Here is a 12,490-nt window from a genome sequence, read left to right as displayed (position 1 = left end):
TGTCACGGATGTCGGGTTTGCTACGCCGTTCAGGCAGTTAGCGAACTATACTTCGGAGCACAGGATAAAAAAGACGCGGAGCAGGAGGAGAGCCATGCCCGGGCGATTTGAACTGAAACCTACCCTGGCGAAAATCTGGCATGCGCCGGACAATTTTCGCATTATGGACCCGCTACCTCCTCTGCATCGCAGAGGGATTATCATAGGCGCGCTGCTGGTGATCGTCGGTTTCCTGCTCCCTTCTGGCGGCGATGATGTCGACACCGCACCGGTCACCCGCAATGCGCAACTGGATCTTCAGTCACAAACGCGCCCGCAGCCTGATGCGCAGCCCATGCAGACACAGCTTGTGACGCCGTCTAACGATCCGGGACAGGTTGCACCGGTTGAGCCAGAGCCTATTCAGGAAGAACAGCCGCAGGAGCAGGCCGCAGCCCCGTCTGAACCGCAGACGCAGCAGCCAACCGGCATTGAGCAGCAATGGCGTTCCTACCGCGTGGAGGCGGGCAAAACGCTTGCTCAGCTGTTCCGCGACCATAACCTGCCGCCAACCGATGTCTATGCGATGGCTCAGGTAGAAGGTGCGGGTAAGCCGCTCAGTAACCTGCAGAACGGCCAGATGGTGCTGATCCGCCAGAATGCCAGCGGCGTGGTCACCGGGCTAACGATTGATACGGGTAATGGCCAACAGGTGCTGTTTACCCGCCAGCCAGACGGCAGTTTTATCAGAGCACGGTAATGGCGTAGGCCGGGTAAGGCGAAGCCGCCACCCGGCACTTTTGTTCTCAGGCACTCCGTTTATTCACCCACCAGATCCCCGAGCAGACCAGCACCAGCGCAATCGCGTATTTAATCTCAAGGATGTTTTCGCCGAGGAAAATAGCGGACAGTACCGTCCCGGCGACGGGAATCACAAAGTTGAACGGGGCAATCATACTGACGCGGTTCACTTTCAGTAGCGCGCTCCACAGGGCGAAGGCGACGGATGAGAGCAACGTCAGATACCCTAATACCGCCACCGCGGTAAGGCTATGCACCTCCAGCGTCCCGCCCGTTGCATATCCCCCTGCCACCAGCGCAAGACCACCAATGCCCAGCTGCCAGCCGGTCATCACCGTGGGATCAACCGTCTGGGAAATCCGTTTGCCGTAAAGCGTGGCGGCGGAGAGGATGAACGCCGCCAGCACCACAAACCCGTCACCATTCCAGACAAAGCGGAAATCACGAATACCACTGTGGAAATTCACCAGCATCACCCCGGCAAACCCCAGAATACAGCCCAGCGTTTTGTTATAGCTGAGCTTGTCGTTGTGGTAGATAAAATGCGCCAGCAGTACGCTGAAGAAGGTGCCGGTGGCATTCATGATCGAGCCATTTACGCCCGTGGTGTATGCCAGCCCGATATAAAAGAAGGTGTACTGAATGGTGGTCTGCGTCAGTCCCAGGATCGTAAGCTGGCCAAACTGCGTGGGCGTGAGCCTGGCGATGGGTTTACGCTGTGCCAGCGCAAACAGCAGCAGCAGTGCTCCGGCAAACAGAAAACGGTATCCGGCAAAGACGACTTTTGACGGGATATCATCGGTTGCGATCTGAAAGAGTTCATAGCCACTTTTAATGGCCGGGTAAGAGCTACCCCAGAGCAGACAGCAGAGTGTGGCGCAGGCGTAGGCCACATTGCGACGGGCAAAGACAGGCGTAGAGAGAGCGGTTTCCATGGCAAATCTCAAAGATAAAATTGCGTTTCATTTTATTATCAGAGAATGCGTCAGGAATCGCGACCATACAAGCTAAAAGAGAGGTTCGTCAGGCTTTAAAAAGCAAAACGCCGGCACAAGGCCGGCGCTTCGACGCGAGCAGAGTAAAAAATTACTCAGCTACAACGTTAACAACCAGTTTAGCGAACACTTCGCTGTGAACCTGGAAGTCAACTTCGTGCTCACCAGTGGTACGCAGAACGCCGTTCGGCAGACGAACTTCGCTCTTAGCCACTTTAACGCCTGCTGCAGAAACTGCATCAGCGATATCGCGGGTACCGATGGAACCGAACAGTTTACCTTCGTCGCCAGCTTTGGAAGCGATGGTAACAGTGCCCAGTGCGTTGATTGCTTCAGCGCGAGCGTTAGCAGCCGCCAGAACGTCAGCCAGTTTGGCTTCCAGTTCAGCACGACGTGCTTCGAAAAACTCTACGTTTTTCTTGGTAGCAGGAACAGCTTTACCCTGTGGAACCAGGAAGTTACGAGCGTAGCCCGCTTTAACGTTTACCTGATCACCCAGGCTGCCCAGGTTTGCTACTTTATCAAGCAGAATAACTTGCATTACCTTATCCTCTTAAAGTCGTATTAATGGACCGTGCCCGATTACTGATGACGATCAGTGTACGGCAGCAGAGACAGGTAGCGAGCGCGTTTGATAGCGCGAGCCAGCTGACGCTGGTATTTTGCACGAGTACCGGTGATACGGCTTGGGACAATCTTACCGCTTTCGGTGATGTAGTTTTTCAGCGTTGCGATATCTTTATAGTCGATCTCTTGAACGCCTTCCGCGGTGAAACGGCAGAACTTGCGACGACGGAAATAACGTGCCATATGGCTAGTCTCCAGAATCTATCAAATCAATCTGCTCGGCATGCAGAACCATTTTGCTCAGACCGTTCTTTGCCTTGTGGCAAGAGATGAACCCCTGAACGATTACTGCACTACCGACCGTTAAACTGTGAGTAATGGCCTGGTTTTCGTGTCCGCTAATGATAACGGGCATTTGGCACCACGCCTGCCGGTGAAACCCGGCTTCCTCTTGCACAGAACGATGCTCAAGCACGAACTGGCAATGCGGAATTCCTGATGGACTGACCTTTCGAAGGGGAGCCCTGCATACGATGCCGGACAACGCCAGACGGTTGGTCATCAGAAATTACTCTTCAGAATCCCCAGCATCAGAATCATCTGCGGTTTCGTTTGCGAAATCATCGCGACGCTCACGGCGCTCGTCTTTCGCTTTAACCATCGGAGATGCTTCGGTAACTGCGTGTTTGGTACGCATAACCATGCTGCGGATAACGGCATCGTTGAAGCGGAAGGTAGTTTCCAGCTCATCGATCACTTCCTGCGGAGCTTCAACGTTCATCAGAACGTAGTGTGCTTTGTGCAGTTTGTTGATCGGGTAAGCCAGCTGACGGCGGCCCCAGTCTTCCAGACGGTGGATCGTACCTTCTGCACCAGTGATGGCAGCAGAGTAACGCTCGATCATACCCGGAACCTGTTCGCTCTGGTCAGGATGGACCATAAAAACGATTTCGTAATGACGCATCGAATTGCTCCTTACGGATTATTCAGCCTCCTGTCTGGGTCAGCCGAGGCCCGGGGAGGCAAGGAACGTGTTAAAGGTCGGCTGAAAAATTGACGCGTCATAATACTTGCGCCCCCCAGGAAACTCAAGCTGATTGCACAAATAATTCGCACAAACCGCAAAGCTGGTCTAAGTGGGTGATTTAAAATTAACCACATCAGGAAGCGTTGTTTTTTTGAACAACTGCATCAGAAATGGTCACGCATCCTCGCCGGATAAGTGATTACACTTTAATCAGAGACCATATAAATACCGGAGGGGAGCAAACAACCGTCTCACAGCACGCAGTCGTGGAGCGCATATCATGAAAAAAATCGCAATTGCCGTAATGGCTGCGCTTTTGCTCAGTGCAAACGCGATGGCAGCCATCAAGATAGACAGCCGACAGGCCAGAAACATGGATGATGTGCAGAGCTTAGGCGTTATTTACATCAATCACCATTTCGCCACAGAGAGCGAAGCAGATCACGCGCTTAATAAAGAAACCGATGCTCAGGGGGCAAATTACTACCACGTCATTCTGATGCGTGAGCCCGGCAGCAACGGCAACATGCACGCCAGTGCAGATATTTACCGATAACGCTTTGACGCTAGCACCAGGAAAGCCAACAAAAAGAATATAGCCATCGTTTTACTTGCCCCCTGCCCGGGGGCTTTTTTTTATGAATGGCTCTGAAATACCACCGGTTACAACTGTTTTCGGTATTCCAGAGCACTTATTCACTTCTGCCCGTAATAGGCGTTTGGACCGTGCTTGCGCATGAAATGTTTGTTCATCAGGTAATCATCAATGCCCTGAAGCTGTGGGTTGATGCCGCGAGCAATCCACGCCATGCGTGCCACCTCCTCCATGACTACCGCGTTATGGACAGCGTCATGCGCATCTTTTCCCCAGGCGAACGGACCGTGCTGATAGACCACAATGCCCGGCGTATGCAGCGGTTCGCTCTCACCCAGCGTTTCGATAATGACGTTGCCAGTGTTGAGCTCGTACTCGCCTTCCACTTCTGTCTGCGTGAGTGCCCGCGTGCACGGAATGTCACCAAAGAAGTAGTCCGCATGCGTGGTTCCCAGAGCCGGAATGGCCCGCCCCGCCTGTGCCCAGGCTGTGGCATGCGTAGAGTGCGTATGCACTACGCCGCCCAGAGAAGGGTAACGCCGGTAGAGCGCCAGATGGGTGGCTGTATCTGAAGAAGGGCGCCATTTGCCGTCGACAACGTTACCCTCAAGATCAACCACCACCATATCGTCAGGGCTCATGGCGTCATATGCCACGCCGCTAGGCTTAATCACCACGAGCCCTTGCTCTCGGTCGATAGCACTGACGTTTCCCCAGGTGAAGGTCACCAGCCCATAGCGAGGGAGATCCATATTAGCGTCAAAGACCTGCTGCTTAAGCTTAAGCTTAAGCATATTCAGCCTCCAGTAAGCCGGCCCGTGCCATACGTTCCCGTACCCAGTCGCGAGCGTTAGCCACCTCACCTGCCGGGTCATCTGACGTTTCGCTCCACATCTCAATCAGGTAAGGTCCGCAATACCCCGCCTGTTTGAGCGTCTGGAAGCACCGTTCGAAATCCACCACCCCGGTGCCGAACGGAACGTTTTTGAATACCCCAGGACGCGTATCTTTGACATGAACCGCGACGATATGGCCCATCCCCGCCAGCAGTTCCATTTGTACGTCGTTATCCCACGCCGACAGGTTGCCGATATCAGGATAGAGCTGGAACCACGGATTGTTCAGGTAATGCGCGTAGCCCAGCGCCTTGCTGATCGAGTTCATTAACGGATAGTCCATGATCTCCATCGCCAGCGTCACCTGCGCGCGGCTAGCCATTTCAACGCTCTCTTTCAGGCCATCACGAAAACGACGACGCGTTTCGTCATTGGCTTCCTGATAGTAAACGTCATACCCGGCAAGCTGTATCACGCGAATACCCACATCCTGCGCAAAACGAATGGCTTTACGCATGATCTCCAGCCCCTGCGCACGCACCGTATCATCTTCACTGCCAAGCGGAAAACGACGGTGGGCACTGAGGCACATGGACGGCACGCGTACGCCCGTTTCGGCGACCGCACTCACCAGCGCCAGACGCTGCTCCTGGCTCCAGTCGAGGCGAGAAAGACGTTCATCGGTCTCATCCACGGACATTTCGACAAAATCGAAGCCCAACTGTTTCGCCAGTTTCAGCCGCTCCAGCCAGCACTCCCCCGCAGGGAGTGCCTTTTCATAGATGCCAAGCGGGACCTGTTTAGACAACATATCCGCTCCTTAGCCCCAAAGCTGAGCGATTGAACGTTTGAACTGACGTGCCGCTTCCACCGGAGACGCGGCATCACGAATGCTGCGACCCGCGATAAAGACGTGAATAGGGATACCTTTAAACAGCGGCAGATCTTCCAGTGCCAGGCCACCGGTAACGGTCACTTTAAAGCCCATGTCAGCAAGACGTTTAATGGCGCTGATATCCGCGTCTCCCCACGCCACGCCGGCGGCCTGCGCATCACGGCTGCGGTGATAAACGACCTGCTGAATGCCAGCATCGCGCCACGCCTGGGCCTGTTCCCAGGTCCAGAAACCGGTCAGTTCAATCTGCACATCGCCGTTGAACTCTTTCGCCACATCCAGCGCGCCTTTCGCGGTGTTGATATCTGCACAGCAGATCACAGTGACCCAGTCGGCATTGGCTTCAAAACACATGCGGGAGAGAATTTTGCCTGCATCGGCAATCTTGGCATCGGCCAGCACGATTTTATGCGGGTAGAGCGCTTTCAGATCGCGAACGGCGCGCACGCCTTCGCCTACGCACAGAATGGTGCCAACTTCGATAATATCCACCTCTTCCGCAATCAAGCGGGTGGTTTCATACGCATCGGACAGAGTCTGGTTATCCAGCGCGACCTGCAACATTGGTAATGACATTTTCAATTCCTTCTTAAACTGCCGCCGCTGTGGCGTTATCAATTAAATCCAGCACTTCCTGCTCGGTGCGGCAGGCGCGTAAACGATCAAAATTCGCTTCGTCATCAAACAGGTTAACGATCTGCATGATGCCAACCTCCTGATGGGTATTGGCATCGACGGCCGCCATGGTGATCAGAATGTCGACCGGGTCGTTATCTTCATGGTTAAACACCAAAGGCGTTTTCAGCGTTACCAGCGCGAAGCCGGTTTTCTTCACGCCCTCTTCCGGGCGACCGTGTGGCATTGCAAGGCCTGGCGCGATGACAAAATAAGGACCATGCTGCGCCACACCATCAAGAATGGCCTGGTAATACCGCGGCTCGACAACGTCAGCCTTAACCAGCAGATCCACGCTCAGCTTGACCGCCTCCTGCCAGGTGCTGGCCTCGGCCTGTAAAAGGATGGAGTTATTCTCTGCCAGCGAATCACGTAGTTTCATGTGGCGTCCTTACTTCACGTCCTGGGGGAAGTGCGCTTTGATCACTTCCAGCAGTTTTGGGCCGAAATCCGCAGGGGAGAGCATATTGCGTACCCCCACGACATACTTGTTGCCAGAAACGCTAATTTCACCGGCGATATGGGTAGACGCGATGATGATATCGGCGCCGTTTAGTTCACTTTTGTATTCACCCACCGCGCAGCTGTTCACCGTGTGGTCAATGTTTGACTGGGTTAAAAACTGGTCCACTTTCATCTTCATGATCATGGAGCTACCTTGCCCATTGCCACACACAGCCAGGATACGTACGGTCATAATCGAAACTCCTTAATGAGCAGAAACTTCTGCTGTTTGTTTTTCCGCATCTTCTTCAGCTCGCAGAGAACGGCCAGCGAAGAACATATAAGCCAGAGCAATCAGGATGATGACGGCCATAAAGACCAGCCCGACGGACGCAAAGCCCTGCATCATTGGCGGTGCCAGGATTGACCAGTCCGCCATGCCCATCCAGGCGCTCATGCCGGTGAGCTTGACCGCCCACACGCAACCGAAGATCTCCACCATGCCCATCACCAGACAGATCTTGAGCGCCGCGCGCCAGCCGCCAAAGTGGTTAGCAAAGACGCCAATGGTGGCGTTGGAGAAGAACATGGGGATAAAGCCAGGAATAATCAGAATGGATGAGCCGCAGCCGACCAGAATGCCTACCGCAATCAACTGGCCGATGGTGCCCCACATGAAGCCCCAGACCACCGCGTTTGGCGCAAAGCTGTAGATAGCCGCACAGTCAATCGCCAGCACCGCACCAGGAATCAGACGTTGGGAGATCCCATTAAAGGCTTCAGACAGTTCGGCAACAAACATACGGACGCCCTGGGTAATGATGAAAATGGCTACCGCGAAGGAGAAACCGGTTTGCAGGATATAAACCGTCCAGTGCGTTTTCCCCGCCATCGCCTGCACCACATCAATCCCGAAGGAGAGCAGAATGGCGCCGAAGAAGATGGTCATCACAATGGCGGTTGAGACGATGTTGTCGTGGAAGATATTCAGCCAGCCCGGCAGCTTGAGATCTTCTACGCTGTCCTCTTTTTTACCCAGGTACGGTGCGACCTTGTAAGCGAGCCAGGCGGCGAATTGCTGCTGATGGCCGATGGAGAAACCGCAGCCGTCGGTGACCTCCTGCGTCGGCTTGTACATCATGTTGGAGGTGATACCCCAGTAGAGCGATACCAGCACGGCGGTGCAGATAATCGTGGTCCACATGGGGTAGCCGAAGATATAGAGAGACACCGCAATCAGCCCGGCCTGCTGGAACATAATGTGGCCAGTCAGCATGATGGTGCGGATGCCGGTAATGCGGCGCAGCAGAACGTAAATGATGTTCAACGCCAGCGCGAGTAGTACCGCGTACCCCACCCAACTGTAGGCATCTCCCATGCGGTCAATGGTGGCCATCATCGACGCGTAGGTGTCAGAGATGGCGCCGTTGATGCCATACACCTCCGACATCTTCGCAACCACAGGCTTAAAGGTGCTGGTCAGAATGCCTGAACCCGCCTGCAACAGCATGAAACCGATGATGGTTTTGATTGTGCCTTTGATGATGACGCTGACGCTTTTGCGCAGAAGGATGTAGCCCAGGCACGTCACGATACCCAGCAAAAGCGGGGCATTAGTCATTACCTGATTAAAAAACACGGTAAAGACGTTGTAGAGGATCTCCATAACTCTCTCCAGAAATGAGAACACGAGGGGGTAATCCCTGTTCGGTTGGTGCCATCACTCTATTAATCACAAATAATCACCACAAGATTGCATTTGATTATTTGTGACGTATCACGCAAATTATTTCCATGGTGTTAGTAATGATTTTCACTACCGATTCCCACGTATAAATTATTTCTTATAATTCATGCAATTAATCATTTATAGAGGATATTCTAACAACGTAGAAAAGGATTATCTGTGACATGACGAAGATAAATTTCCTCAATTTACTCGTTGCAAACCGATTAAAATAGTGCCAGCATCAATCACAACAAATCACCAAATGATTACTTTTGATTAAACCAGGAGTCAAAACGATGAGTAAAGTGAACACCATCACCCGTGAATCATGGATTCTGAGCACCTTCCCGGAATGGGGCAGCTGGCTGAATGAAGAGATTGAGCAGGAACAGGTTGCTCCTGGTACGTTTGCAATGTGGTGGCTGGGTTGCACCGGCATCTGGCTGAAATCCGAGGGTGGCGCCAATATTTGCGTTGATTTCTGGTGCGGTACCGGCAAACAGAGCCACGGCAATCCACTGATGAAAAAAGGTCATCAGATGCAGCGCATGGCAGGTGTAGAAAAATTGCAGCCGAACCTGCGTACCACGCCGTTTGTTCTTGATCCTTTTGCCATTCGCCAGATCGACGCCGTCCTTTCCACCCACGATCATAACGATCACATCGATGTAAACGTGGCGGCAGCGGTGATGCAAAACTGCGCGGACGACGTGCCGTTTATCGGGCCGCAGACCTGCGTGGATCTCTGGATTGGCTGGGGCGTGCCGAAAGAGCGCTGCATCGTCATGAAGCCAGGCGACGTGGTGAAAATTAAAGACATTGAAATCCATGCGCTGGACGCCTTTGACCGCACCGCGCTGATCACCCTGCCTGCTGACCAGAAAGCCGCAGGCGTCCTGCCAGACGGCATGGATGAGCGAGCAGTGAACTATCTGTTTAAAACCCCTGGCGGTTCCCTGTACCACAGCGGTGATTCTCACTACTCCAACTACTATGCGAAGCATGGTAACGAGCATCAGATTGACGTGGCGCTGGGCTCCTACGGCGAGAACCCACGCGGCATTACCGACAAAATGACCAGCGCCGATATGCTGCGCATGGCGGAAGCACTGAACACCAAAGTGGTGATTCCTTTCCACCACGATATCTGGTCAAACTTCCAGGCCGATCCGCAGGAAATCCGCGTATTGTGGGAGATGAAAAAAGACCGTCTGAAGTATGGCTTCAAGCCATTTATCTGGCAGGTAGGCGGCAAGTTCACCTGGCCGCTGGACAAAGACAATCTCGAGTATCACTACCCACGCGGTTTCGATGATTGCTTCACCATTGAGCCAGACCTGCCGTTCAAGTCATTCCTCTGATTGTGAAACCCCATCGCCAGACCTTGCGTCTGGCGATTTCATATTTATTTTAGTAATTTCACGCTATTTCAAATATCATCTTTTCAAATCAATTCTTATCGGAATAGCTCATGACGGAAGCGCAACGGCATCAAATATTACTGGAACTCCTGGCGCAAACAGGGTTTATCACCGTCGAGAAAGTGATCGAACGTTTAGGGATTTCCCCCGCGACGGCACGACGAGATATCAACAAACTGGATGAGAGCGGTAAGCTGAAAAAAGTCCGTAACGGCGCGGAAGCCATCAGCCAGCAGCGCCCCCGCTGGACGCCGATGAACATCCATCAGGCGCAAAACCACGATGAAAAAGTGCGCATTGCCAGAGCCGCATCACAGCTGGTCAACCCGGGTGAGAGCGTGGTGATCAACTGCGGCTCCACGGCATTTCTGCTGGGCCGCGAGATGTGCGGTAAACCGGTGCAAATCATCACCAACTATCTGCCGCTGGCTAACTATCTTATCGATCAGGAACATGAAAGCGTGGTGATCATGGGCGGCCAGTATAATAAGAGCCAGTCCATTACCCTCAGTCCCCAGGATAGCGAAAACAGCCTCTATGCCGGGCACTGGATGTTTACCAGCGGCAAAGGCCTGACAGCAGACGGGCTCTACAAAACCGACATGTTAACCGCGATGGCAGAGCAAAATATGCTTAACGTCGTGGGCAAGCTCGTCGTACTGGTCGACAGCAGCAAAGTCGGCGAGCGAGCTGGCATGTTGTTCAGCCGCGCCGAACAGATTGACATGGTGATCACCGGCAAACATGCCAATCCAGAGATCCTGCAGAAGCTGGAAGATCAGGGCGTCAAAATTCTGCGCGTTTAAAGATGCTGGCGGAAAAAGTCCACCGTCGCGTCCAGCGCCGCTGGCGTGATACGGTGGCGAACCCCCGCTTCCCACAGGCAGGTCAGGTTGCCGTCCAGCCCTTCGCGCTGTAGTGCCTGCTGGAGACGGAAGGTTTCGCCAGGGGGCACCACATCATCCGCGTCACCATGCCACAACAGCAACGGGCGATCGGCCAGACGCGGTAACGCCCGGGTCACTTCCCATTCGGCCAGCAACGCATCAATCTCCGTCGCGTCTTGCGGTGGAAACAGCGTTTTTGACAATGACGTAAAATAGCCCGAGCCCATCAGGCACGCCACGGAGCTCACCTCAGGGTGGCGGGCCATGATCCCGAGCGCCGTCATTCCCCCCATCGATGCGCCGGCCACCGACAGCCGTTGATTCGCCACCAGCCCCGCCTGGTAAAGCGCATCGCGCAGCCCGGCAAATTCGGTAAGGCTACCGTGCAAAATCTGCCAGAACTGCCCAAGTCGCACCTGTTCATCACCGGTAAAACGTGCACCGTGATCGGGTGCATCCGGCATTACTACCCGAAAACCGGCCTGCGCCAGCGCCACCGCAAAGTAGCTGTAAACCAGCTTCGATGAAGTAAAGCCATGATAAAAAACCACAACAGGCAGCGGGTGTGCACTTTTTCCCGCAGGGATAGCGTGTAATATTTCATGATTGCCGAGGCGGCGAGTTTCAATTTCAATCATTGTCGACCCTGTGCTGATGAATGATTCATAATGTTGAGAACTGGATTACGCTTTCACGATATTTTCATTCGAAATATACGTACCAGATAACACTTCGGGAACATTCCCCCAAAACTAAATTCGCAGACAACTACACTATGGCTATCAGGAAACGAGATATGGTTATGCGCAGGTTTGCTACTTTATTGTTGCTGGTTCTGCTCAGTGGCTGTAGTGCACTACAGGGGACACCGCAACCCGCTCCCCCGGTCGCCGACCATCCGCAGGAGATTCGTCGTAATCAGACGGAAGGATTACAACGAATGGGTACCGTCTCCGCGCTGGTTCGCGGATCCCCGGATGACGCAGAGGAGTCAATAAAGGCGCAAGCTGCCGCCGCCAAAGCAGATTATTACGTCATCATTATGATCGATGAAACCATCATTACGGGACAGTGGTATTCACAGGCTATTTTGTACCGTAAATAACGATCTTCATTTGAACGACATTTACACTGCTTTGCGTCCATAGACATTTTCCTGTCCACAATAAACTCCATGCCCGCGACAATGGAAGTGAGTTTATTTGCGAAGGAGTGCCCGGCGGATACCGGAGAAATGTGAAATGGAGCTGACAATGAAACGAACTCTTGCTTTGACCTCTCTGTTGCTCTCAGTAGGCCTTGTGAGCACGACTGCACAGTCAGCAGAATTCGCCAGTGCTGATTGCGTCACTGGCCTTAATGAAATTGGCCAGATCTCCGTCAATAACATTTCGGGGAGCCCGCAAGATGTTGAACGTGTCGTGGCACTAAAAGCCGATGAACAGGGCGCTTCCTGGTATCGAATTATTCAGATGCAGGAAGATAACCGCAGCGATTATTGGCGCGTACAGGCTATTCTCTACGTCTAATCACCTCCGATAAAAGCCACTTATTTTTAGTGGCTTTTCGTTTTTGCAAATTTTTTATCTTCTTTCAACCCTATTAAAAACAACTTGATAACATTTTGTTACATTATTTA

Annotated in this window: 18 protein-coding genes; 6 read left to right on the top strand and 12 right to left on the bottom strand. The window is 53.1% G+C overall.

Features of this window, described 5'->3' with window-relative positions; all coding sequences use genetic code 11:
* The first annotated feature begins 94 nt into the window (after positions 1-94).
* Complete coding sequence (locus ACOTX3_RS09410; protein ID WP_058678907.1) at positions 95-739, top strand: OapA family protein; 645 nt, start codon at positions 95-97, stop codon at positions 737-739.
* A 46-nt stretch (positions 740-785) separates the two neighbouring features.
* Here ACOTX3_RS09410 and ACOTX3_RS09405 read toward each other — a convergent pair whose 3' ends face one another.
* The 5 genes from ACOTX3_RS09405 to rpsF all read right to left on the bottom strand — a co-directional run bounded on the left by ACOTX3_RS09405 (position 786) and on the right by rpsF (position 3,306).
* A complete protein-coding gene (locus ACOTX3_RS09405; RefSeq protein WP_013095309.1) occupies positions 786-1,715 on the bottom strand; it encodes a DMT family transporter in 930 nt (309 codons plus the stop codon).
* Between the two features lie 151 nt (positions 1,716-1,866).
* Positions 1,867-2,316, bottom strand: coding sequence for a 50S ribosomal protein L9 (gene rplI / locus ACOTX3_RS09400; RefSeq protein WP_008502894.1), 450 nt, complete (start codon positions 2,314-2,316; stop codon positions 1,867-1,869).
* A gap of 41 nt (positions 2,317-2,357) precedes the next feature.
* Positions 2,358-2,585, bottom strand: coding sequence for a 30S ribosomal protein S18 (rpsR, locus tag ACOTX3_RS09395; RefSeq protein WP_000135199.1), 228 nt, complete (start codon positions 2,583-2,585; stop codon positions 2,358-2,360).
* Positions 2,586-2,589: 4 nt separating this feature from the next.
* Positions 2,590-2,904 (bottom strand): primosomal replication protein N, encoded by a 315-nt coding sequence (gene priB / locus ACOTX3_RS09390; protein WP_008502895.1) that lies wholly within the window; start codon positions 2,902-2,904, stop codon positions 2,590-2,592.
* A gap of 6 nt (positions 2,905-2,910) precedes the next feature.
* Entirely contained in the window at positions 2,911-3,306 is a 396-nt protein-coding gene (gene rpsF / locus ACOTX3_RS09385) for a 30S ribosomal protein S6 (protein ID WP_003856034.1), read from the bottom strand.
* 343 nt (positions 3,307-3,649) lie between these two features.
* On the opposite strand from rpsF, the gene yjfY reads away from it, so the two are divergent.
* Positions 3,650-3,925 carry a DUF1471 family protein YjfY gene (gene yjfY, locus ACOTX3_RS09380; RefSeq protein WP_058678908.1) on the top strand — a complete coding sequence of 92 codons (276 nt, stop codon included), beginning with the start codon at positions 3,650-3,652 and terminating at the stop codon, positions 3,923-3,925.
* A 140-nt stretch (positions 3,926-4,065) separates the two neighbouring features.
* Here yjfY and ACOTX3_RS09375 read toward each other — a convergent pair whose 3' ends face one another.
* The 6 genes from ACOTX3_RS09375 to ulaA are packed head-to-tail and all read right to left on the bottom strand — an operon-like array spanning position 4,066 to position 8,480.
* A complete protein-coding gene (locus ACOTX3_RS09375; RefSeq protein ID WP_127869106.1) occupies positions 4,066-4,758 on the bottom strand; it encodes an L-ribulose-5-phosphate 4-epimerase in 693 nt (230 codons plus the stop codon).
* Positions 4,751-5,611 carry an L-ribulose-5-phosphate 3-epimerase gene (locus tag ACOTX3_RS09370; protein WP_013095306.1) on the bottom strand — a complete coding sequence of 287 codons (861 nt, stop codon included), beginning with the start codon at positions 5,609-5,611 and terminating at the stop codon, positions 4,751-4,753. The genes ACOTX3_RS09375 and ACOTX3_RS09370 overlap by 8 nt, the downstream gene beginning before the upstream one ends.
* Before the next feature lie 9 nt (positions 5,612-5,620).
* A complete protein-coding gene (ulaD, locus tag ACOTX3_RS09365; protein ID WP_013095305.1) occupies positions 5,621-6,271 on the bottom strand; it encodes a 3-keto-L-gulonate-6-phosphate decarboxylase UlaD in 651 nt (216 codons plus the stop codon).
* A gap of 13 nt (positions 6,272-6,284) precedes the next feature.
* Entirely contained in the window at positions 6,285-6,752 is a 468-nt protein-coding gene (gene ulaC, locus ACOTX3_RS09360) for a PTS ascorbate transporter subunit IIA (RefSeq protein ID WP_013095304.1), read from the bottom strand.
* Between the two features lie 9 nt (positions 6,753-6,761).
* Positions 6,762-7,067 carry a PTS ascorbate transporter subunit IIB gene (gene ulaB, locus ACOTX3_RS09355; RefSeq protein WP_004109091.1) on the bottom strand — a complete coding sequence of 102 codons (306 nt, stop codon included), beginning with the start codon at positions 7,065-7,067 and terminating at the stop codon, positions 6,762-6,764.
* Between the two features lie 12 nt (positions 7,068-7,079).
* Positions 7,080-8,480: a PTS ascorbate transporter subunit IIC gene (ulaA, locus tag ACOTX3_RS09350; protein WP_013095302.1), complete on the bottom strand. Its 1,401-nt coding sequence runs from the start codon at positions 8,478-8,480 to the stop codon at positions 7,080-7,082.
* 359 nt (positions 8,481-8,839) lie between these two features.
* On the opposite strand from ulaA, the gene ulaG reads away from it, so the two are divergent.
* Both ulaG and ulaR read left to right on the top strand, forming a co-directional pair.
* The gene (gene ulaG, locus ACOTX3_RS09345) at positions 8,840-9,904 is read left to right on the top strand and encodes an L-ascorbate 6-phosphate lactonase (protein WP_010427455.1); all 1,065 of its coding nucleotides are present in this window, start codon (positions 8,840-8,842) and stop codon (positions 9,902-9,904) included.
* A 110-nt stretch (positions 9,905-10,014) separates the two neighbouring features.
* Positions 10,015-10,770: an HTH-type transcriptional regulator UlaR gene (gene ulaR, locus ACOTX3_RS09340; protein ID WP_013095301.1), complete on the top strand. Its 756-nt coding sequence runs from the start codon at positions 10,015-10,017 to the stop codon at positions 10,768-10,770.
* Here ulaR and yjfP read toward each other — a convergent pair.
* Entirely contained in the window at positions 10,767-11,489 is a 723-nt protein-coding gene (gene yjfP / locus ACOTX3_RS09335) for an esterase (protein WP_058678909.1), read from the bottom strand. The two genes, ulaR and yjfP, sit on opposite strands and share 4 nt — an antisense overlap.
* A 137-nt stretch (positions 11,490-11,626) precedes the next feature.
* Between yjfP and bsmA the strand changes: the two genes are divergently transcribed.
* Both bsmA and yjfN read left to right on the top strand, forming a co-directional pair.
* Positions 11,627-11,956, top strand: a complete 330-nt coding sequence (bsmA, locus tag ACOTX3_RS09330; RefSeq protein ID WP_071830088.1) for a biofilm peroxide resistance protein BsmA — start codon at positions 11,627-11,629, stop codon at positions 11,954-11,956.
* A gap of 136 nt (positions 11,957-12,092) precedes the next feature.
* Positions 12,093-12,380: a DUF1471 family protease activator YjfN gene (gene yjfN / locus ACOTX3_RS09325; protein ID WP_058678910.1), complete on the top strand. Its 288-nt coding sequence runs from the start codon at positions 12,093-12,095 to the stop codon at positions 12,378-12,380.
* Positions 12,381-12,490 lie beyond the last annotated feature (110 nt).

Source organism: Enterobacter cloacae complex sp. IR5384 (genome assembly GCF_049237265.1).
Lineage (GTDB): Bacteria > Pseudomonadota > Gammaproteobacteria > Enterobacterales > Enterobacteriaceae > Enterobacter > Enterobacter cloacae.
This window is presented reverse-complemented; position numbering and strand designations above follow the sequence as displayed.